The following is a 19,827-nucleotide window of genomic DNA, read 5'->3' as shown; positions in this document are numbered from 1 at the left end:
CCGGGGGCACCGGCCCCTCCCCGGCCGGTGCTCAGGCCTGGGCGCGGCCGGCGCGGCGGACGGCCTTCAGACGCTCGACGCCCTTCTGGACCGCCTGGACGGTGGCGTCGGAGGCGAGGGTGCCGGGAGCGCCGTCGGTGACGGTGAGCGCGTCGCCGCCGACGCGCACGGCGACGACGTCCAGCGTGAGCGTGGTGACGTCCGCCCCGTCGGAGCCGTCCGAACCGTTGCCGTCCGCCTCGTCCGTGCCCTCCGCGCCGTCCGCGCCGTCCGGCGGTCCGGTGAAGGTGACCCGCAGTCCCTGCCGGGCGTCCCCGGCGGCCGGCAGGGCCAGGTCGCCGACCCGCACGGTCTGCTCGCCCGCCCGGGTGGTCGTCGCCGTGAACCGGGCGCACGTCCTCGGCAGCGTCCGCAGCCACGCCAGCGTGCGGTCCACGTCCGCCGGGCGCGGCGAGAGGACCTGGTGGCGCAGTTGGGCGCCGTCGTCGCCGTCGTCGAAACCGGTCACCGCGTACGTCCCGGCGGGGGCGCCGAGCGGCTGGTCGGCGTAGAGCGCGTCGAGCAGCCGCCGGCAGTCCGCCGGTGCCGTCTCGGCCCGCGCCTTGAGGATGCCGTCCCGCCAGGTCGCGGCGCCGTCGGTCGGCTCCCAGGGGACACCGAGGTCGCCCGCGGTGAGCAGCGCGGCCTGCGCCTGGGCGGCGGTGAGCGCGGCGGCGGACGGGGAGGCGGGGGCGGCCGGCCGGGTGGCCGCGGCGGCGGACGGCGAGGCACCGGCGGTCCGCTCCACCGGTCCGGAGCCGCAGGCGGAGACCGCCGGCAGGGCGCCCGCACAGAGCACGGCGGCGGCAAGGACACGGGCGGCCGGGGGACGGGGCATGGGCGGGTCCTCCACAGGAACGGGCACGACGCGAACCGGACGGTCCTCCCACGGCACCACCGAGTCGGGCCCCCCACCACCGCGCCGGTCCGTCCGGGTGAGGGCCGTCCGCGGCACAGGCATAGGGTCGGCACGAAGGAGCGCACGCACGTTTCCGACGTTTCCGAGGGAGCCCGCCGTGACCGAGCAGTCCGCCTCCGACGCCACGCCCGTGATCATCGACTGCGACACCGGGGTGGACGACGCGCTCGCCCTGCTGTTCGCCGTACGCCACCCGGGGCTCGACCTGCGCGCGGTGACCTGCGTGGCCGGGAACACGGACGTGGACCAGGTGGTGCGCAACACGCTGACCGTGCTGGAGCAGGCGGGCGCGCCCCCGGTCCCCGTCGCGCGGGGCGCCGAACGCCCGCTGATCGAGCCCCTGCGCACCGCCCACCACGTGCACGGCCGGGACGGCATGGGCGACCTCGGGCTGCCCGCCCCGGTCCGCCGGCCCGCCGGCGTGGACGCGGTGACGCTGCTGCGGCGCGAGATCCTCGGCTCGCCCCGCCCGGTCACCCTGATCCCCACCGCGCCGCTGACCAACATCGCCCTGCTGCTGCGCACCCACCCCGAGGTGACGCGCAACATCGAGCGGATCGTGTTCATGGGCGGCGCGGTGGCCACCGGGAACGCCACGGCGGTCGCCGAGTTCAACGTCTGGCACGACCCGGAGGCCGCCGCGGTCCTGCTCACCGCCGGGGTGCCGATCACGATGTACGGACTCGACGTGTTCGAGCGGGTGATCGTCCCGGCCGGTGACGTGCGGCGGCTGAGCGGGAGCGGCGAGGCGGGTGCGCGGCTGGCCGGCCGGCTGCTGTCCCACCGCGACCCGGTGACGAGCGAGGAGGACCCGGCGGGCGGTCTCGGCGACGCGGGAGCGGTCTGCGCGGTCGCCGACCCGGAGGGCCTGACCACGCGCCGGCTCCCGGTCGAGGTGAACCTCGCACCCGGCCCGGCGCGCGGCCAGACGGTCGTCGACCGCCGCGCGCGCCCCGGCGAGGCGGAACTGCACGGCGAGGCGCGCGAACAGCAACTGGTGGACGTCGCCCTGGACATCGACGTGGAGCGGTACGTGAAGCTGTACCTGGCCACCGTCGAAGCGGGCGGCGCGGGGGCCTAGGCCCTGTCGTCCGGTCCCTCGCCCGGGCGGGCCTAGTCGATCTCCGCGGTCCCGACCCGTACCGCCCAGCGCTGTTCGACGCGGGCCACCTTCCAGTACGCCAGCGCCGCCGCCCACACCACCACGAACAGGCCGACGATGACGTACCCCACGTGGTCGAGGTCGAGTCCGGCGATCCAGCCGGTGACCGTGTCGCTCAGGTCGAGCTTGTCGTGCAGGACGCCGACCAGCTCGATCGTGCCGATGAAGAAGGCGACCGCGATGGACAGGCCGGTGATGGTCAGGTTGTAGAACACCTTGCGGACGGGGTTCGAGAACGCCCACTGGTAGGCGAAGTTCATGAACGTGCCGTCCAGGGTGTCGAACAGGCTCATGCCGGCCGCGAACAGCAGCGGCAGGCAGAGGATCGCGTACCAGGGCAGCCCGGCCGCCGCGCCCGAACCGGCCATCACCATCAGCGTGACCTCGGTGGCGGTGTCGAAGCCGAGACCGAAGAGGAAGCCGAGCGGGTACATCTGGCCGGGCCGGGACACCGACTTGGTGAGGCGGCCCAGGATCCGGTTCATGAACCCCCGGGAATCCAGGTGGGCCTCCAGCTCCCGCTCGTCGTACGTGCCCGCGCGCATCGCCCGGAAGACCTTGAGGATGCCGACGAGGGCGACCAGGTTGAGGGCGGCGATGAGGTAGAGGAAGGAGCCCGAGACGGTGGTGCCGACGATGCCGAGCGTCTGGTGCGTACGGGAGTCGTCGTTCATCAGCGTGCCGGCGAGCTGGGCGCCGCCCGCCACCAGCGCGGCCATGGCCACCACCACGCTGGAATGGCCCAGCGCGAACCAGAAGCCCACCGACACCGGCCGCTTGCCGTCGGCCATCAGCTTGCGGGTGGTGTTGTCGATGGCGGCGATGTGGTCGGCGTCGAAGGCGTGCCGCATGCCGAGGGTGTAGGCGGTGACGCCGAGGCCGATGCCGAAGGCCTTGGTGCCGACCTGGTAGTGCTCGGGGACGACGAGCAGGAACAGGATCCCGAAGGCGACGACGTGCAGGGCGGCTATCACCGCCAGCAGGCCCGCGGTCTTGAGGGTGTCCTCACGGCGCCAGCGGAAGGACGTCCGGGGGGCCGCCCCCTCGGGGGCGGACGTCGGCGTCGGGACAGGCTCGGGCAGGGTCATCCGGTATCACGCTCCAGCACCTCGTGGATCACTTCGTGAGCTGCCGTGGCCGGTCTCCTGGCTTAGGGGTCGTGCGCCCGCCCTCCCTGCCTTCCCGGTCGTGCGACCAGTGGCCCGGCGGATGCCGGACGGAAGGGGAACTCCCCGATCACAGTGGCGAGGGCCGCGTCGGCTTCGCACCGACTTCCCGAGCACCACGGCCCGCCCACGGTAGAGGGACGGACCGTCGCCTGCATAGCTGCATACCTGCGCAGGTGCCGAAGATCACCCGCGGGTGCCTGCGAGGATGGGGGCATGCATCTCGTCCCTGCCGACCGCGCGGAGCGTCGCACCATCGACGGCCACCGGGTGTGCGACGCCATCGCGGCGATCGGGGAGCCCGGTCGCGTCCGCGCGTGGGCGGAGCGCTTCTCGCTGCTGGCCGACCCCAAGCGGCTCGCCCTGCTGCTGGCCCTGCACCGCACCGGCCCGCTGGCCGTCTCCGACCTCGCCGTCGCCACCGGTATGAAGGACCCGGCGGTCTCCCAGGCCCTGCGGCTGCTGCGCGCGGCGGGCACGGTGGAGGGCGAGAAGGAGGGCCGCGTGGTGCGCTACCGGCTGGTGGACGAGGACGTACGGGACCTGCTGGAGCACTGCGCGGCGGACACGGACTGACACCGCGGCGCCCGGCCCGGCGGCCGGGTGGGCGCCGGGTCCGGGCCACGGCGGCCCCGCCCGCTGCCACGGCGCTCCCGCCCGCTGCCACGGACGCCCCGCCCGGTGCCACGGCGCTCCCGCCCGGTGCGGCGCCCGTCCGGTGGGGCCCCTGGTGCCGCACCCGTCCGGTGCCGCGGCGCCCCCGTCCGGCGTGCGCGTCCGTGCCGCGTCCGCACTCGTCCGGCGACCGCCCCCGCCCGCTCGCCGTGGTCACCCGCCCCGCCGCCGCCCCACCCCCGTCCGGTCGTCCCCCTGTGCGCCGGTACGGCACGGCGTGTTGGCTTTTCCGGTGATCTGGACAGATTCTCTGTGTCGCTCCGACGCACACAGAGGAGACCGCGTGACCGACCGCACCGACGACGCGCCGCCCGACCTGTCCTCCCGGAGTCCCGACTGGTGGCGGCAGGCCGTCGTCTACCAGGTCTACCCCCGCAGCTTCGCCGACGCCGACGGCGACGGACTCGGCGACCTCCGGGGCATCACCCAGCGGCTGACGCACCTCGCCGCCCTCGGCGTGGACGCCGTGTGGCTCAGCCCGTTCTACCCCTCCGAACTGGCCGACGGCGGCTACGACGTCACCGACCACCGGGACGTCGACCCCCGCCTGGGCACCCTCGACGACTTCGACGCGCTGGTCACCGAGGCGCACCGCCTGGGCCTGAAGGTGATCGCCGACATCGTCCCCAACCACAGCTCGCACCGGCACCGCTGGTTCCAGGAGGCGCTGCGGGCCGGGCCGGGCTCGGCCGCCCGCGACCGGTACGTCTTCCGGGACGGGCGCGGCGCCCACGGCGAACTGCCGCCCACCGACTGGCAGTCCGTCTTCGGCGGCAGCGCCTGGCAGCGGGTGCCCGACGGACAGTGGTACCTGCACCTGTTCGCGCCCGAGCAGCCCGACTTCAACTGGGCCCACGAGGAGGTCCGCGCCGACTTCCGCACCACCCTGCGCTTCTGGTCCGACCGGGGCGTGGACGGCTTCCGCGTCGACGTGGCGCACGCCCTGGTCAAGGACCTCGACGAGCCGCTGCGCGACGTCGGGAACCTCGGTGCCACCGGCGAGGACGCGCTGCCGCACGTCGAGCCGGGCAGCCACCCGTACTGGGACCGCGACGAGGTCCACGAGATCTACCGTGACTGGCGCAAGATCTTCGACGCCTACACACCGCCCCGCACGGCCGTCGCCGAGGCCTGGGTGCCCGACGCGCGGCGCGCCCTGTACGCCCGCCCGGACGAACTGGGCCAGGCCTTCAACTTCGAGTACCTGCAGACCGGCTGGGACGCGGACGCGCTGCGCCGGACCATCGCCGCCTCCCTGGACACCGCCCGGGCCGCCGGAGCGTCGGCCACCTGGGTGCTGTCCAACCACGACGTGGTCCGCCACGCCTCCCGGCTGATGCTGCCGCCGGGCACGGACGAGAACGCCTGGCTGCTGTCCGGCGGCCGCGCGCCCGCCCTCGATGCGGAGGCCGGACTGCGCCGGGCCCGCGCGGCGACCCTGCTGATGCTGGCGCTGCCCGGTTCGGCCTACCTCTACCAAGGCGAGGAACTGGGCCTGCCCGAGGTGGCCGACCTGCCCACCGAGGTGCTCCAGGACCCGGTCTGGGAGCAGACCGGCCACGTCCGCAAGGGCAGGGACGGCTGCCGGGTTCCGCTGCCGTGGACGACGACCGGACCGTCGTACGGCTTCGGTCCGGCCGGGGCCTGGCTGCCGCAGCCCGCGCACTTCGCGGGGTACGCCGTCCAGGCGCAGGACGGCGTGGCGGGCTCGACGCTGGAGCTGTACCGCACGGCCCTGCGGCTGCGCCGCAAACTGCTCGCGGGCGAGTCGCTGACCTGGGCGGAGGACACCCCGGCGGGTGTGCTGGCGTTCGCCCGCCGCGACGGCTGGCGGTGTGTCACCAACCTGTCGGACAGCGAGGTCGCGCTGCCGCCCGGTGAGGTGCTGCTGAGCAGCGCGCCGCTGAGCGGGCGCCGGCTCGCCCCGGACACCACCGTGTGGCTCGCCTAGGCCCCGGACACCACCGTGTGGCTCGCCTAGGCCCCGGACACCACCGTGTGGCTCGCCTAGGCCCCGGACACCACCGTGTGGCTCGCCTAGGCCCCGGACACCACCGTGTGGCTCGCCTAGACCCCGGACACCACCGTGTGGCTCGCCCAGGCCCCGGGCCACGCACCGCCCGCGCCGGCCGTTCTCCGCGCCGGCCCGCTCGTGCCTGGCCGGCTTCCGCCCGGCCCGTCCGTGCCCGGCCCGCTCAGCCCGCCGTGGGGCCGGGCCCGGGCGCCGGTGTGCCGCCGGGGGCCGAGGGGCGTGGGGTGGCGTCCGGCGGCGGGCAGGGTGATGCCGGACGCCGGGGCGCCCCGGCGCAGTTCGCGTCCAGCGCGGAACGGCGGCCGAAGCGGCCCCCGGCTCCGGGCCGCCGGCTGCGGCGAGGACAATGATCACCACGGGGCCCGGGGTGCGGCGGACGAGGGGGAGACGACGATGCCCGAGCGGCGTAGGTGCGCAGCGGTGATCGCGGCCTGTGCGGTGCTCGCGGGCTGCTCGTCCGCCGGACAGGACGGCGCGAGCGGCCCGCGGGACGTGCTCACCCGGACCCTGCCGGCCGGTGACCGCCCCGCCGTGCCCGACCTCACCGGGACCTCCCTGGAGGGCCGGGAGATCCACCTGTCCGACTACCGGGGCAAGGTCGTCCTGCTCAACGTCTGGGCCCACTTCTGCGGCCCCTGCCGGGCGGAGGCCCCGGAACTGGACAGGATCCAGCGCAAGTGGTCCGCCCGCGGGGTGCAGGTGCTCGGGATCGCCGACGACAGCAGCCGCACCGCGGCGCTCCGGTTCCAGCAGGAGCACCACCTGAGCTACCCGTCCCTGCACGATCCGGCGGGCAAGCAGGTCCTCCGGCTGCCGCACGGCCTCGTGAGCACCCAGACGATCCCCTTCACCGTGGTCGTCGACCCGGAGGGCAGGGCCGCGGCCGTCCGGATCGGCACGACGTCCGAGGCGCGGATGGCGAAGATCCTCACGCCGCTGCTGCCGGGCACGGCGAAGGCCGCGGGCAGGCCGGAACACTGAACCGGGCGGACAATGACCGGGTGCACGGGATCCGTTCACAGGCCTCGCGAAGGGAACGACATGGCTGACCTGACCACCGGGACCCGGACCGTCGGTGTGCTGGGCACCGGCATCATGGGCGCCGCGATGGCCCGCAACCTCCTGCGTGCCGGACACACCGTCCGGGTCTGGAACCGCACCCCCGCCAAGGCCGAGCCGCTGGCCGCCGACGGCGCACAGGTCGCCGGCTCCGCCGCCGACGCGGTCCGTGACGCCGACGTGATCCTGACGATGCTGTACGACGGCGGCACGGTGCTGGAGGTGATGCGCGAGGCCGCGCCGGCGGCCCGCGCGGGCGCCGTCTGGGTGCAGTCGACCACCGCCGCGGTGGAGTCGGCCGGCGAACTCGCGGACCTCGCCCGCCGGTACGGCCTGCTCTTCTACGACGCCCCCGTGCTCGGCACCAGGCAGCCCGCCGAGGCGGGGCAGCTCACCGTGCTGGCCGCCGGGCCCGCCGAGGGCCGCGAGGCGGTGGCGCCCGTGTTCGACGCGGTCGGCGCGCGCACGGTGTGGACCGGCGAGGACGGCGCGGCGGCCGGTGCGACCCGGCTGAAACTGGTGGCCAACAGCTGGGTCGTCGCGGTCACCGCGGCCACCGGCGAGACGCTGGCGCTGGCCAAGGGGCTCGGCGTGGACCCGGCGGGTTTCTTCGACCTGATCTCCGGTGGCCCGCTCGACATGGGCTACCTGCACGCCAAGGCCGGGCTCATCCTCGACGGCGGGCTGCTGCCGCCGAGTTTCGCCGTGAGCACCGCGGAGAAGGACGCCCGTCTGATCGTCGAGGCCGGTGAGCGGCACGGTGTGCGTCTCGACGTGGCCGCCGCGAGCGCGGAGCGCTTCGCCCGCGCCGCCGCCCAGGGGCACGGCGGCGAGGACATGGCCGCGGCCTACTTCGCCAGCTTCGACGAGCCGGGGCCCGCCGCCGGCTGACCGGGCGTCAGCCCAGGCAGAGGACCAGCAGGCAGAGCTGCGGGGACGACGGGGAGGACGGGGTCGCCGGGTCCGTGGCGGCGGGGCCGGCCGGCGCGGTGCCGGAGGAGGAGCCGCCCGTTGCGCCGGAACCGGACGAGGGGTGCTGCGCCGTCGTGCCCGAGGAGCCGGCCGGGGCCGTACCGCCGGTGCCCGAAGCGGAGGACGATCCGGAGGAGCCGGAGCCGGAGCCGGAGCCGGAACCCGAGCCCGAGGAGTGGCCGGGGGCCGTGGACCCGGACGTGCCCGCGTGGTGGTCCTGGCCGGCCGCCGGGTGCGTGGAGTCCGGCCCGGCCGGGTCCACCGCCGCGGGCGGGGCGGCGGTGTAGGGGCGGACGCCCTCCTGCGCGGTGGCGTCGCGGGAGGTCCCGGCGGGCGTGGACCGGGTGTGCGCGGGGCCGGTCGCGGAGGTCAGGGCGGGGGAGGCGGGCTTCGCGTGCCGGGCGCCGGGGGAAGGGGCCGTCCCGTCCGGCTGGGCGGGCTGCGCGGCCAGGCCGTCCGGGTGCAGGGCCTCCGGTGCGGGGGCGGCCTGGGCGCGGTCGGCGGTGTGCCGGTCCATCGAGGCGACGGTCAGGCCGCCGCCGACCAGGGCCACCGCGGTGGCGACCAGGGCCCGGCGCTGGGTCTTCTTCCAGCGGGCCCGCTGCCGGCGCCGCGCCGCCCGCCCCGGCCGCTGCCGCACCGGCGCCCCGTCCGGTGCCGCCGACGACAGGTCCTCCGTCATCGGCAGGTCCGGGGAGCCGCCCGGAGCGCCGGGGGCCTCGGCGGCGAGGGGCGCGCCGGGCTCCGCGAAGGGCTCGTGAGCCGGGTCCGCCGCCGGGCCCGGGGCGAACGGGACCGCGGCGTCGGCGGTGGCGTTCGGGGCTATGTCCGGCGCGTACGCCCCGCAACCGGGGCAGACCAGAGCACCGTTGAGGTGCCGTCGGCATGTGGAGCAGTAGTCCATGCGGGTCTTCCTGGGTCGGCTGCCGGGCGGCCAGTCACGCTAACAAGCGTCCCGGGGCCCTGTGTGGAGCCTGTGTGACGCTCCTGCGCGGATTCGGCGCCCGGTCTCGTCCGCCGGAAGGATGTGGCGCCCCCTCGTGATCGCCGACGATGACGGGGACATGCTCGGACCCGAGGGAAGGGAAGTCCCTTGCGCATCCGCAGGATCGCCGCAACCGCCGTCGCCGCCACCGTCCTGTCACTGACCCCCGCCGCCGCCCCGGCGGCCTTCGCCGGCACCTCCGCCGCCGGTCCCGCCGCCTCCGCGCCGGCCGCATCCGCCCTGGACCCCGCGGCCCTGGGCAGCGCGCTCGGCGCCGTGCACGACGCGGGCATGTACGGCATCTACTCCTCCGTCCGCGACGGCGGCCGGCGCTGGGCCGGCGCGTCCGGCGTCGCCGACGTGGACACCGGGCGCCCGGTCCGGCCGGACATGCGGCACCGGGTGGGCAGCATCAGCAAGTCCTTCGCCGCCGTCGCCGTCCTCCAGCAGGCCGAGCGCGGCCGGATCCGCCTGGACGCGCCCGTCGCGGACTACCTCCCGGACCTGATACCGGGCGAGCGCGGGCGGCGGATCACCGTCCGCATGCTGCTGAACCACACCAGCGGCATCGGCGACTACGTCGTGGGTGCCTTCCCGTCCCTGGCCAAGGGCTCGACGGCCAGCCTGGACGAGGAGCGGTTCCGCTCGGTCAGCCCGCGGGAGCTGGTCCGCCTGGGCCTCGCCGCGCCCGCCACCGGAGCGCCCGGCTCGCTGCCCGGCCACTACTCCAACACCAACTACGTCATCGCCGGACTGCTCCTGGCCAAGGTCACCGGCCAGGACCCGGAGGCGTACATCACTCGCCACGTCATCGACCGGGCCGGGCTGCGCCACACCTCCTACCCGCGCATCCCCGCCCTCCGGGGCCCGCACGCGCGGATGTACGAGAACTTCTACGGGCTGATCGACCCGCCCCGCGACTACAGCGTCTACGACATGTCCTGGGCGTACACGGCGGGCGCGGTGGTCTCCACCACCGACGACCTGAACCGCTTCTACCGCGCCCTGCTCACCGGCCGTCTGATCGGGCCGGCCGCGCTCCGGGAGATGCAGCGCACGGTCCCGGTGGACGGCATGGACTACGGACTCGGCCTCTACGCCGTCGACATCCCCGGCTGCGGACGCTTCTGGGGCCACGACGGGGCGGTGTTCGGCGCCGGGACCATCGCGCTGTCCAGCCCGGACGGCAGGCGGCAGGTCGCGGCCGGCTGGAACCTGATGAAGTACGAGCGCCTGAACGCCGACGGCACCGGCTTCGAACCGAGCCCCGTCGACGACGCCCTCAACCGTTACGTCATCGGCGCCCTGTGCGGGCCGTCCGCGTCCGCGCCGCAGGTGAGGGCCGCCGCCCGCACCGTCCTCGACGGCGCCGACCTCTCTTCACCCGCCTGGGCTAGGGTGCTGCGCTGAACCGTACCCGGCCGAACCGCATCTGACTGGGCGGGCGTGTGACGGAAGGACGGAACGTGCGGAACGGCGAGAGAGCGGCTGGCACGGCCGGCGGCGGCGGGCGGCTCGGCCGCATCGGCCGCTCCCCCCTGCGCCGGCACACCGCTCTGCTGACCGGGTGGACGGTCTTGTGGTTCCTGGTGGCCGAACGGCACGGGGCCGTGTCCTGGCACTATCTGAGGAGCGGTGAGGAACTGCTCTTCAACCAGGTGCCGGGCGGCGGCCTCGCGCTGTACGCCCACCACCCGGAACTCCAGATCGGCCCGGTCTCCTTCCTCGTCGCCGCGCTGTTCGGGCCGTTCCCGCCCGCCCTGGGCGAGAACCTGGCCGAGGCGTTCATGTCCGGCCTGGGCCTGTACATGCTGGTGCTGATCGGCCGGACGGCCGCCGAGTACGGCCTGGGCACCGGGACCAACCACAAGCGCCTCCAGCAGCGCGTCCTGATCGCCGGCGCCGCCTTCATCCCCATGTGGGTGGAGGTCTCGGTGCGGTTCGCGCACCTGGACGACGTGCTGGCGCTGTTCTTCACCACCCTGGCGGTCCGCGCCCTGGTGCGCGGCAACGCCACCGCCGTCGGGGTGTTCCTCGCGCTGGCCGTGGACTCCAAGCCGTGGGCGGTGGGATTCCTGCCGCTGCTGCTCGCCCTGCCCCGGCCGGCGCGGCTGCGCGCGGCGGCCTGGACGGTGGGTCTGGTGGCCGCGGCCTGGCTGCCGTTCTACCTGACCCACCTGGAGACGTTCGCCGCCGCCCGGTTCACCATCCCCAACCAGCCGGCCTCCGCGCTGCGCTGGTTCGGGGTGAACGACCCGGCCACGCCCTGGTGGGACCGGCCCGCCCAGATGGGCCTCGGGATCGCGCTCGGCGCGCTGGCGGTGCGCCGGGGCCGCTGGGCGGCCGTGGTGGTGCTGGCCGCCGACGCGCGGATCGTGCTGGACCCGAGCGTGTACACGTACTACAACGCCTCCGTGCTGCTCGGCACGCTCATCTGGGACTCGGTGGGGCAGCGGCGGCTGGTGCCGTGGGTCAGCTGGATAGCGCTGATCTCGCTGTACGGCAGCGCCCTGCTGGTGCCCTCGGACTCCGCGCAGGGCCTGATCCGGCTGGCGTTCGCGGCCGGTTCCGCGCTGTACGTGCTGTTCTGGCCGCAGCGCCGCCCGCGCCGGGGGCAGGGGGCCGCGGCGCGGACCCCGCACCTGCCGGGGCAGCGGCGCGCGCCGGACGGCTCTCAGGCCCGGTCGGTCAGCTCCTCGGCATAGACCTGGGAGAGGGGCTGCGGGCCCACGTGGCGCCGGCGGCCGCACCGGCCCGGCTCGCAGCGCAGCGGTCTCCTGTTCTCGTCCCAGGCGGTGGGCACCTCCACGCGTTCGTGGCAGCGGCCGCTCCGGTCGCGCTCGGCGAGGCGGTGCGTGCGCCCGCAGACGGGCCCGGGTGGCTGGTGGGCGGCCTCGACGGCCGGCCGCTCCGCCTTCTGCGCCTCCGTCAGCTCCGGCTTGCGCGGTGACGGTGGCGCAGCGTGGTGCGCACCGTGTCCGCGAACCAGGCGAAACCGCCGGTCCGGAACAGGATGAGCACTCACCAGATCCCGTTCATCTCTCCCCCGCCCCCTGCCCGGCGCGGCCGCCTGGCACCCGCTCGCCGTGGAGCGCCGGTGCCGCGTCCGCGCACTCCAGCACGGGCTCAGGACGGACAACCGCGGGCCGTGTGACAGGGGGCGCGGCGAGGGCGGTGGCGCGCCGTGCGCGGGGGACGCGCAGGCGGCGCCAGGCACGTTCGTGGACCAGGGCCAGGACGATCGCGGCGGCCACGGCGATGAGGTGCTCGCGTCCGGCCAGGTTGGGCCGGACGATCGACTCGACGACCATCGAGCCGCCGGTGAGGAAGAAGACGACCGGGGCGCGGCGGACCACGGAGAGGTAGGTGAACAGGCCCACGACGGCCGCCGACGGGCCGGTGTCGAGGACGTGGCCGGTCTCCGGGGGCAGGCCCAGCCCCCACCAGCCCGGCCCGATCGCGATCATCACGCGCACGGTGAAGGTGCCGGCGAGGGTGGCGGCGTAGGAGATGAACAGGGTGCGGGCGCGGCCCAGGGTGAGTTCGGCGAGGGCGAAGGCGAGGAAGAGCTGGGTGATGCCCGCCCAGACCGGCAGGTCCAGGGCGGGCACGTAGAGGGAGACGGGGGTGCGGGCCAGGGCCAGCCACAGCGGCAGGTCGGCCTGGACGCCGCCGACCGCCCGGACCGCCGCCTCGCCGGCCGGTTGCTGGGCGACCGCGTGGAAGAAGATCACGCCGAAGGCGGCCACGAAGGCGAGCACCAGGCCGGACAGGCCGCGGCGCAGCAGCTGCCGCACCGGGTCGACGACCATGGCGTGCCACTCGCCGCGCAGGGTGCGTACGACGAACAGCGCGAGCCGGGACACCGTGTCCCGCCCGCGCCGTCGGGCGTCCGGCCCGCCGGGTCTCACATCATCGCCCTGTCCGGCTCCACCGGGCTTCCGTTCCGTTGCACCACCGCTCGGCTCCTCGAAGCAGTTCCCACGCAAACGTGCGCACAACCGTATGGACCGGAATCCGGCCCCGCGCGTTGCCCGGCGCCGGGGTGATGTGTCTCAGCGCACGGGCGCCCGGCCCGGCCGGCGTCCGGCCAGTGTGCCCCGGCCGGCCCCGCCCCGGGAGCGGTACACGACGTAGGGGCGGGCCAGATAGCCGAGCGGGGCGGCGAAGGCGTGCACCAGACGGCTGAAGGGCCACAGCGCGAACAGGGCCATGGCCAGCAGCGCGTGGATCTTGTAGACGAGCGGGGCGTGGGCCATGGCGGTGACGTCGGGGTCGAGGGTGAACAGGCTGCGGAACCAGACGGAGACGCCGAGCCGGTAGTCGTAGGGGTTGGCCGCCGAGGAGACGGTGGCGGTCAGCCCGGCGAGCAGGACGAGGGCCAGCAGCGGGTAGGTCAGGCGGTCGCCGCGGCTGGTGGCCTGCCGCACGGCGGGTACGCGCAGCCGCCGGTACAGCAGCAGGCCGAGTCCGGCCACGGCGGCGACGCCCGCGGTGCCGCCCAGGGCCAGGGCGACCGCGTGGTACTGCTCCTCGCTGACCCGCAGCCGCCGGGTCAGCGCCTCGGGGACGAGCAGGCCCATGACGTGGCCGCCGATGACCAGGAAGAGGGCGTAGTGGAAGAGCGGTCCGCCGACCCTGAGCATGCGGGACTCGTGGAGCTGGCTGGAGCGGGTGGTGAAGCCGAAGCGGTCGTAGCGGTAGCGCCAGGCGGTCCCGGCGACCAGCACGACCAGGGCGAGGTAGGGCAGCACGCCCCACAGGGCGGTGTTCAGGTGCTGCGCGTGCAGGTGGGGAGGGTTCATCAGCGGCGTACTCCTTCGTCGCCCGGCGCGTGCCGGACGGGGTACGGCACGGGCAGGGGCGGGGAGACGGGCGGGGGGAAGGGCAGCTGGTGCGGCCCGGCGGCCGGGTGCGCGGGGCGCGCCGGCGCGGGGGCGCCGGCGGGCAGGGTGGTCAGGACCGCGCGGACCACGTCGGCGTAGGGGCTGTGGTGGGTCTCCAGGCCGTGGGCGAGCAGGGCGATGGCCGGGCGGTGCTCCTGGAGGAGGCCGGCGCCGGGGTCGGGGCAGCGGGCGGCGAACTCCAGCAGGGAGGGCAGGTGGTCGGGGAGTTCGCCGGGGGGCGGCTCCCAGCCGTGCTCGCGGTAGACGGCCTTGAGCGCGGCGAGGGAGGCGCCCCGGCGGCGGGTGTCGCCGTCGGTGTAGTGGGTCAGGTGCAGGGTGCGGCGGCGGGTGCGGTCGAAGGTGGCGACGTAGCCGGCGGCCAGGTCCATCGGTGCGGTGCCGGCCGCCCACCGGCAGAAGCGCAGCAGCAGGGCCGGGGCCTCGCCGGACAGCGGGCCGATCGCGCCGGCCACCGTCTCGCGCCGGTGCGGCCAGTCCTCGCCGGGGTGGTCCAGGAGCAGGGCGGCGGCCTGGTGGACCGCCCGGTGCAGGTTCATCCCTCGGCGCTCCCGGTGGCGGACCGGTCGGGGAAGAGGCCGCGGGGCCTGCCGCGCCCGTTCCAGTTGAGCAGGTTGACCCGGCCGCGCAGCGCGGACCGCTCGGCCGGGGCGGCGGCCGGGACGGGGGAGGCGTGGAAGGCCCCGGCGCCGTCGGTGCCGTACATGCCGGGTCCGCCGTCGCCCTCCAGGCTGCAGCCCGCCTCGTGCGGGCCGCCCGCGCCGCCGTCGGCGACGTACGTGGTGGGGATGACGTACCGCTCCTCGTACTTGGCCAGCGCGAGCAGCCGGTACATGGCCTCCAGGCCGCGTTCGTCCATGCCGACGCCGCGGGCGATCGCCGGGTCGCGGTCCTCGCCGAGGTTGACGCGGCGCATGTGGGCGCGCATCGCGGCCAGCCGGCACAGGGCGGCCTCCACGGGGGCGGTGTCGCCCGCGGTGAACAGCCCGGCCAGGTACTCCAGCGGGATGCGCAGCGCGTCGATGGCGCCGAACAGGGGGGCCGGGTGCTCGCCGTCGTGGCCGCTGCGGGTGAGCGCGTCGACCACCGGGGAGAGCGGCGGCACGTACCAGACCATGGGCATGGTGCGGTACTCCGGGTGCAGCGGCAGGGCGATGCGGTACGTCGTGATGAGGTCGCGCACGGGGGAGCGGCGGGCCGCGGTGATCCAGTCGTGCGGGATGCCGGATTCCTCGGCGGCGCGCACCACCTCGGGGTCGTGCGGGTCGAGGAAGCAGCCGAGCTGGGCCTCGTACAGGTCCTTCTCGTCGGCGACGGAGGCGGCCTCGCCCACCTTGTCGGCGTCGTACAGCATCACGCCGAGGTAGCGCAGCCGGCCCACGCAGGTCTCCGAGCAGACGGTCGGCTCGCCTGCCTCGATGCGCGGGTAGCAGAAGGTGCACTTCTCGGCCTTGCCGGTGCTGTGGTTGAAGTACACCTTCTTGTACGGGCAGCCGCTCACGCACATCCGCCAGCCGCGGCAGCGGTCCTGGTCGACGAGGACGATGCCGTCCTCGATGCGCTTGTAGAGCGCGCCGGAGGGGCAGACGGCCACGCAGCTCGGGTTGAGGCAGTGCTCGCAGATGCGCGGCAGGTGGAACATGAACGCCTGCTCGTACTCCAGCCTGACCCGCTCGTTCATCGACTTGAGCACGGGGTCGGCGGACAGGTGCTCGGGGCCGCCGCCGAGGTCGTCGTCCCAGTTGGGGCCCCAGGTGACGTCGGTGGGGCGGCCGTCGATCAGGGAGCGGGGGCGGGCGGTGGGCAGGTCGTCGCCGAGCGGGGCGGAGATGAGGGTGTCGTAGTCGTAGGTCCAGGGCTCGTAGTAGTCCTTGAGGGAGGGCAGTTCGGGGTTGGCGAAGAGGCGGGCGAGGCGGCGGGCGCGGCCTCCGGAGCGCGGGACCAGCCGGCCCCGTCCGTCCAGCCGCCAGCCGCCCTTCCACCTGTCCTGGTCCTCGTGGCCGCGGGGGTAGCCCTGGCCGGGGCGGGTCTCGACGTTGTTGAACCAGGCGTACTCGGTGCCGGTGCGGTTGGTCCAGGTCTGCTTGCAGGTGACCGAGCAGGTGTGGCAGCCGATGCACTTGTCGAGGTTCATGACCATGGCGACCTGACTCAAGACGCGCATGTCAGTACTGCACCTCCTGGGCGCGGCGGCGGATGACGGTGCGGGCGTCGCGCTGGTTGCCGGTGGGCCCGTAGTAGTTGGGGGCGAAGGAGAGCTGGGCGTAGCCGCCGATGAGGTGGGTGGGTTTGACGAGGATGCGGGTCAGCGCGTTGTGCACGCCGCCGCGCCGGCCGGTGGCCTCGGAGCGCGGCACGTTCACCAGGCGTTCCTGCACGTGGTACATGAACACCGTGCCGGGCGGCATGCGGTGGGAGACGACGGCGCGGGCGACGACGACCCCGTTGGGGTTGACCGCCTCCACCCAGTCGTTGTCGGCGGCGCCGATCGCCTCGGCGTCGGCGACGCTCATCCAGATCACCGGGCCGCCGCGGGCCAGGGTCTGCATGAGCAGGTTCTCCTGGTACTCGGAGTGGATGGACCACTTGGAGTGCGGGGTGAGGTAGCGGACGCTGACCTCGCGCTCGCCCGCCGGCGTCTCGGCGGTCAGGTCCAGCGGCGGCCGGTAGACGGGCAGTTGCTCGCCCAGTTCGGCCATCCAGTCGTGGTCCAGGTAGAAGTGCTGGCGGCCGGTGAGGGTGTGCCAGGGCTTCTTGTGCTCGGTGTTGACGGTGAAGGGCGCGTAGCGCCGGTCGGGTGCCTCCTTGCCGGACCACTCGTAGCTGGTGCCGACCTGGACGGGCCGCTGCTGGGTGTCGGAGAAGACCACGCGCCGCTCGTGCACGGCCTCGGCGAGCGTCTCGAACCCGGCCTCGGGCCCGCAGCGTTCGGCGAGGCGTTCGAAGCCCTCGGCCGCGATCCGGCCGTTGGTGGTGCCGGACAGGGCGAGGATCGCCTCGCACAGTTTCACGTCGGTGTCGAGCAGCGGGCGGCCCCCGGCCGGCCCGGGGCCCGCGGCGGTGCCGCAGCGGGCGCCGAGCCAGCGCACCTCGGGACCCGGCCGGACGGTGACGCCCTTCACGGTGACGCCCTGCTGCTCGCACAGCGGTCCGAGCGCGGCCAGCCGGTCGGCCACGGCGGTGTAGTCCCGTTCCACCACGGTGAACTGCGGCAGGTCGCGGCCGGGCACGGGGGAGCGCCCTTCCGCGCGCCAGTCCCGCACGGTGCCGCCGGGCTGGGCGGTCTCGCCGGGTGTGTCGTGCTGCTGCGGGGTGGCCACCAGGTCGTACGCCACGTCGAGGCGGCCGGCGGCCAGTTCGCTGAACTTCCGGGCCAGCGCGTGGAAGATCTCGAAGTCGGTGCGGGCCTGCCAGGGCGGACTGATCGCGGGCGAGAAGGCGTGCACGTAGGGGTGCATGTCCGTGCTGGACAGGTCGTGCTTCTCGTACCAGGTGGCGGCGGGCAGGACGAGGTCGGCCATCAGTGTGGTCGAGGTCATCCGGAAGTCGAGGGCGAGCAGCAGGTCGAGCTTGCCGCGCGGCGCCTCCTCGTGCCAGGTCAGGTCCCGGGGCCGGGCCTGCGGCGGTGCCTCGGCCGCGTGCGCGTTGTCGCTCGCGCCGAGCAGGTGGCGCAGGAAGAACTCGTTGCCCTTGGCGGAGGAACCGATGAGGTTGGCCCGCCACACGGTGAGCACGCGCGGCCAGTTCCCGGGGGCGTCCGGGTCCTCGCAGGCGAACGACAGTTCCCCGGCGGCCAGCCGGGACGCCACCCACTCGCCGGGCTCGTGCCCGCTCTCGCGCACCGCGCGGCCCAGGTCGAGCGGGTTCGCGGAGAAGGCGGGCGCGGACGGCATCCAGCCGAGCCGCGCCGACTGCGCCACCAGGTCGGCGGTGTGCCGGCCGGCGAACAGGCCCTTGCCGGTGGACGCGGCGAGCGTGTCGGCGCCGTGGCCGTCGTAGCGCCACTGGTCGGTGTGCAGGTACCAGTACGGGGTGCCCGCGACCTGCCGGGAGGGGCGGACCCAGTCGGCGGCGGACTGGAGCTGCTGCCAGCCCGCGTAGGGCCGCACCTTCTCCTGGCCGACGTAGTGCGCCCAGCCGCCGCCGTTGACGCCCTGGCAGCCGGTGAGCAGCAGCAGGGTGAGGAAGGAGCGGTAGATCGTGTCGGAGTGGAACCAGTGGTTGGTGCCCGCGCCCATGACGATCGTGCAGCGGCCCCGGGACTGCTCCGCCGTGCGGGCGAACTCCCGCGCCACCCGCACCACGGCGGCGGCCGGCACCGACGTGATGGCCTCCTGCCAGGCGGGTGTGTGCGGCTGGGAGGCGTCGTCGTAGCCGTCGGGCCACTCGCCGGGCAGCCCCTCGCGGGCGACGCCGTACTGGGCGAGGAGCAGGTCGAAGACGGTCGTCACCCGCCGTCCGCCCACCTCGCGCACCGGCACGCCGCGCACCGAGCAGCCGCCGGGCTCCTGGCCGTCGAAGCGCGGCAGCAGCACGCGGGCGCTGTCGCCGCCGCCCCCCGGCCGGTGGAAGGTCAGTTCGGGCTCGATGTCCCCGAGGTCCAGGTTCCAGCGGCCCTCGCCCAGCTTGGACCAGCGGTCGCCGAGGGTGCCGTGGGGGACGACGGGCCGTCCGGAGACCGCGTCGAGGAGCACCGGCTTCCACCGGGCGTCCTCCCCCGACTCCTCGTCGAGGCCGAGCATCGCCGCGGTGACGAACTTGCCCGGCACCCAGGACCCCGGCCGGCGCGGGTCCTCCTCCAGCTCGACCAGGAAGGGCAGGTCGGTGAAGCGGCGGACGTAGTCGGTGAAGTACGGGACCCGGCGGCGCACGAAGAACTCGGTGAGGATCACGTGCCCCATGGCCATCGCCAGCGCCCCGTCGGTGCCGGGGTGCGGGTGCAGCCACTCGTCGGCGAACTTGGTGGCGTCCGCGTAGTCCGGCGAGACCACGACGACCTTCTGGCCGCGGTAGCGGGCCTCGGTCATCCAGTGCGCGTCCGGGGTCCGCGTCACCGGCACGTTCGATCCCCACAGCATCAGGTACGCGGCGTCCCACCAGTCCCCGGACTCCGGTACGTCCGTCTGGTCGCCGAAGACCTGCGGGGAGGCGATCGGCAGGTCCGCGTACCAGTCGTAGAACGACACCATGGGCGCGCCGATCAGCGACATGAACCGGGCGCCGACCGCGTGCGAGGCCATCGACATCGCCGGGATCGGGGAGAACCCGGCGATCCGGTCCGGCCCGTGCGCGGCGATGGTGTGCACATGGGCGGCGGCGGCGATCTCCAGGGCCTCGTCCCAGCCCACGCGCACCAGGCCGCCCTTGCCGCGCGCCGCCTGGTAGCGGCGCCGCCTGTCCGGGTCCGAGGTGATCTCGGCCCAGGCGGCCACCGGGTCGCCCAGCCGCTCGCGGGCCTCGCGGTACATCTCCAGGAGCACACCGCGGGCGTGCGGGTAGCGCACCCGGGTCGGCGAGTACGTGTACCAGGAGAACGAGGCGCCGCGCGGGCAGCCGCGCGGCTCGTACTCGGGCCGGTCGGGGCCGGTGGAGGGGTAGTCGGTCTCCTGGGTCTCCCAGGTGATCAGGCCGTCCTTGACGTACACCTTCCACGAGCAGGAGCCGGTGCAGTTCACGCCGTGCGTGGAGCGCACCACCTTGTCGTGCGCCCAGCGCTCCCGGTAGGGAGCGTCGTTGACCCCCTGGTCGGTGCGGAAGACCGCCCGCAGGTCGTCGGTGGTCACGGAGCGTCGCAGTATGCGCCCCGCCTGAAGCAACTGATCGGCGGCCAGGGCCGCCATTCGTTCCGCTTCCTTTCGTGCCGCGCGCCGTCCCACTGCGCTCACATCCCCTATGAAGTCGGCGGCACACCGGC

At 74.9% G+C, this 19,827-nt stretch carries 15 protein-coding genes, 1 pseudogene and 1 riboswitch; of the genes and pseudogenes, 7 read left to right on the top strand and 9 right to left on the bottom strand.

All coding sequences use genetic code 11. The features are described from left to right. Nucleotides 1–31 precede the first annotated feature (31 nt). The gene (locus tag AC6I72_RS15380; protein ID WP_498001368.1) at nucleotides 32–877 is read right to left on the bottom strand and encodes a hypothetical protein; all 846 of its coding nucleotides are present in this window, start codon (nucleotides 875–877) and stop codon (nucleotides 32–34) included. Nucleotides 878–1,055: 178 nt separating this feature from the next. Between AC6I72_RS15380 and AC6I72_RS15375 the strand changes: the two genes are divergently transcribed. Next, nucleotides 1,056–2,039 (top strand): nucleoside hydrolase, encoded by a 984-nt coding sequence (locus AC6I72_RS15375; RefSeq protein ID WP_498001367.1) that lies wholly within the window; start codon nucleotides 1,056–1,058, stop codon nucleotides 2,037–2,039. A 32-nt stretch (nucleotides 2,040–2,071) separates the two neighbouring features. On the opposite strand, the gene nicT is transcribed toward AC6I72_RS15375, so the two are convergent. Next, a complete protein-coding gene (gene nicT / locus AC6I72_RS15370) occupies nucleotides 2,072–3,208 on the bottom strand; it encodes a Nickel transporter NicT (RefSeq protein ID WP_498001366.1) in 1,137 nt (378 codons plus the stop codon). A gap of 30 nt (nucleotides 3,209–3,238) precedes the next feature. Then, nucleotides 3,239–3,422: riboswitch (cobalamin riboswitch) on the bottom strand. Between the two features lie 80 nt (nucleotides 3,423–3,502). On the opposite strand from nicT, the gene AC6I72_RS15365 reads away from it, so the two are divergent. From AC6I72_RS15365 to AC6I72_RS15350, 4 genes are all read left to right on the top strand, one after another. After that, complete coding sequence (locus tag AC6I72_RS15365; protein WP_498001365.1) at nucleotides 3,503–3,862, top strand: ArsR/SmtB family transcription factor; 360 nt, start codon at nucleotides 3,503–3,505, stop codon at nucleotides 3,860–3,862. Nucleotides 3,863–4,244: 382 nt separating this feature from the next. Continuing rightward, nucleotides 4,245–5,912 carry a glycoside hydrolase family 13 protein gene (locus tag AC6I72_RS15360; protein ID WP_498001364.1) on the top strand — a complete coding sequence of 556 codons (1,668 nt, stop codon included), beginning with the start codon at nucleotides 4,245–4,247 and terminating at the stop codon, nucleotides 5,910–5,912. A gap of 474 nt (nucleotides 5,913–6,386) precedes the next feature. After that, nucleotides 6,387–6,974: a TlpA family protein disulfide reductase gene (locus tag AC6I72_RS15355; RefSeq protein WP_498001363.1), complete on the top strand. Its 588-nt coding sequence runs from the start codon at nucleotides 6,387–6,389 to the stop codon at nucleotides 6,972–6,974. A gap of 60 nt (nucleotides 6,975–7,034) precedes the next feature. Next, complete coding sequence (locus AC6I72_RS15350; RefSeq protein ID WP_498001362.1) at nucleotides 7,035–7,943, top strand: NAD(P)-dependent oxidoreductase; 909 nt, start codon at nucleotides 7,035–7,037, stop codon at nucleotides 7,941–7,943. Between the two features lie 7 nt (nucleotides 7,944–7,950). On the opposite strand, the gene AC6I72_RS15345 is transcribed toward AC6I72_RS15350, so the two are convergent. Then, entirely contained in the window at nucleotides 7,951–8,928 is a 978-nt protein-coding gene (locus AC6I72_RS15345; RefSeq protein ID WP_498001361.1) for an SCO2400 family protein, read from the bottom strand. Between the two features lie 189 nt (nucleotides 8,929–9,117). On the opposite strand from AC6I72_RS15345, the gene AC6I72_RS15340 reads away from it, so the two are divergent. Beyond that, nucleotides 9,118–10,419, top strand: a complete 1,302-nt coding sequence (locus AC6I72_RS15340; protein ID WP_498001359.1) for a serine hydrolase domain-containing protein — start codon at nucleotides 9,118–9,120, stop codon at nucleotides 10,417–10,419. A gap of 56 nt (nucleotides 10,420–10,475) precedes the next feature. Continuing rightward, nucleotides 10,476–11,714 carry a hypothetical protein gene (locus AC6I72_RS15335; RefSeq protein WP_498001358.1) on the top strand — a complete coding sequence of 413 codons (1,239 nt, stop codon included), beginning with the start codon at nucleotides 10,476–10,478 and terminating at the stop codon, nucleotides 11,712–11,714. Here AC6I72_RS15335 and AC6I72_RS15330 read toward each other — a convergent pair. From AC6I72_RS15330 to AC6I72_RS15305, 6 genes and pseudogenes are all read right to left on the bottom strand, one after another. Continuing rightward, nucleotides 11,684–12,030, bottom strand: a pseudogene (locus AC6I72_RS15330) (hypothetical protein). The gene AC6I72_RS15335 and the pseudogene AC6I72_RS15330 sit on opposite strands and share 31 nt — an antisense overlap. Nucleotides 12,031–12,044: 14 nt before the next feature. Next, on the bottom strand, nucleotides 12,045–12,860 hold the full coding sequence (locus AC6I72_RS15325) for a hypothetical protein (protein ID WP_498004705.1): 816 nt from the start codon (nucleotides 12,858–12,860) through the stop codon (nucleotides 12,045–12,047). Between the two features lie 204 nt (nucleotides 12,861–13,064). Further along, nucleotides 13,065–13,814, bottom strand: a complete 750-nt coding sequence (narI, locus tag AC6I72_RS15320) for a respiratory nitrate reductase subunit gamma (protein WP_498001357.1) — start codon at nucleotides 13,812–13,814, stop codon at nucleotides 13,065–13,067. After that, the gene (gene narJ / locus AC6I72_RS15315; protein ID WP_498001356.1) at nucleotides 13,814–14,452 is read right to left on the bottom strand and encodes a nitrate reductase molybdenum cofactor assembly chaperone; all 639 of its coding nucleotides are present in this window, start codon (nucleotides 14,450–14,452) and stop codon (nucleotides 13,814–13,816) included. Before narJ ends, narI begins: the two co-directional genes overlap by 1 nt. Further along, entirely contained in the window at nucleotides 14,449–16,077 is a 1,629-nt protein-coding gene (narH, locus tag AC6I72_RS15310) for a nitrate reductase subunit beta (RefSeq protein WP_498001355.1), read from the bottom strand. The genes narJ and narH overlap by 4 nt, the downstream gene beginning before the upstream one ends. Nucleotide 16,078: 1 nt before the next feature. Beyond that, the gene (locus AC6I72_RS15305; protein WP_498001354.1) at nucleotides 16,079–19,753 is read right to left on the bottom strand and encodes a nitrate reductase subunit alpha; all 3,675 of its coding nucleotides are present in this window, start codon (nucleotides 19,751–19,753) and stop codon (nucleotides 16,079–16,081) included. Nucleotides 19,754–19,827: the final 74 nt, after the last annotated feature.

Source organism: Streptomyces sp. Xyl84 (assembly GCF_059731885.1).
Note: the sequence above shows the minus strand (reverse complement) of the source record. Positions and strands in the feature narration are given on the sequence as shown.

Coding starts and splice junctions, on each gene's coding strand:
- AC6I72_RS15380 (WP_498001368.1), bottom strand. CDS start 877: ATGCCCCGTCCCCCGGCCGCCCGTGTCCTTGCCGCCGCCGTGCTCTGT.
- nicT (WP_498001366.1), bottom strand. CDS start 3,208: ATGACCCTGCCCGAGCCTGTCCCGACGCCGACGTCCGCCCCCGAGGGG.
- AC6I72_RS15365 (WP_498001365.1), top strand. CDS start 3,503: ATGCATCTCGTCCCTGCCGACCGCGCGGAGCGTCGCACCATCGACGGC.
- AC6I72_RS15355 (WP_498001363.1), top strand. CDS start 6,387: ATGCCCGAGCGGCGTAGGTGCGCAGCGGTGATCGCGGCCTGTGCGGTG.
- AC6I72_RS15350 (WP_498001362.1), top strand. CDS start 7,035: ATGGCTGACCTGACCACCGGGACCCGGACCGTCGGTGTGCTGGGCACC.
- AC6I72_RS15345 (WP_498001361.1), bottom strand. CDS start 8,928: ATGGACTACTGCTCCACATGCCGACGGCACCTCAACGGTGCTCTGGTC.
- narI (WP_498001357.1), bottom strand. CDS start 13,814: ATGAACCCTCCCCACCTGCACGCGCAGCACCTGAACACCGCCCTGTGG.
- narJ (WP_498001356.1), bottom strand. CDS start 14,452: ATGAACCTGCACCGGGCGGTCCACCAGGCCGCCGCCCTGCTCCTGGAC.
- narH (WP_498001355.1), bottom strand. CDS start 16,077: ATGCGCGTCTTGAGTCAGGTCGCCATGGTCATGAACCTCGACAAGTGC.
- AC6I72_RS15305 (WP_498001354.1), bottom strand. CDS start 19,753: ATGGCGGCCCTGGCCGCCGATCAGTTGCTTCAGGCGGGGCGCATACTG.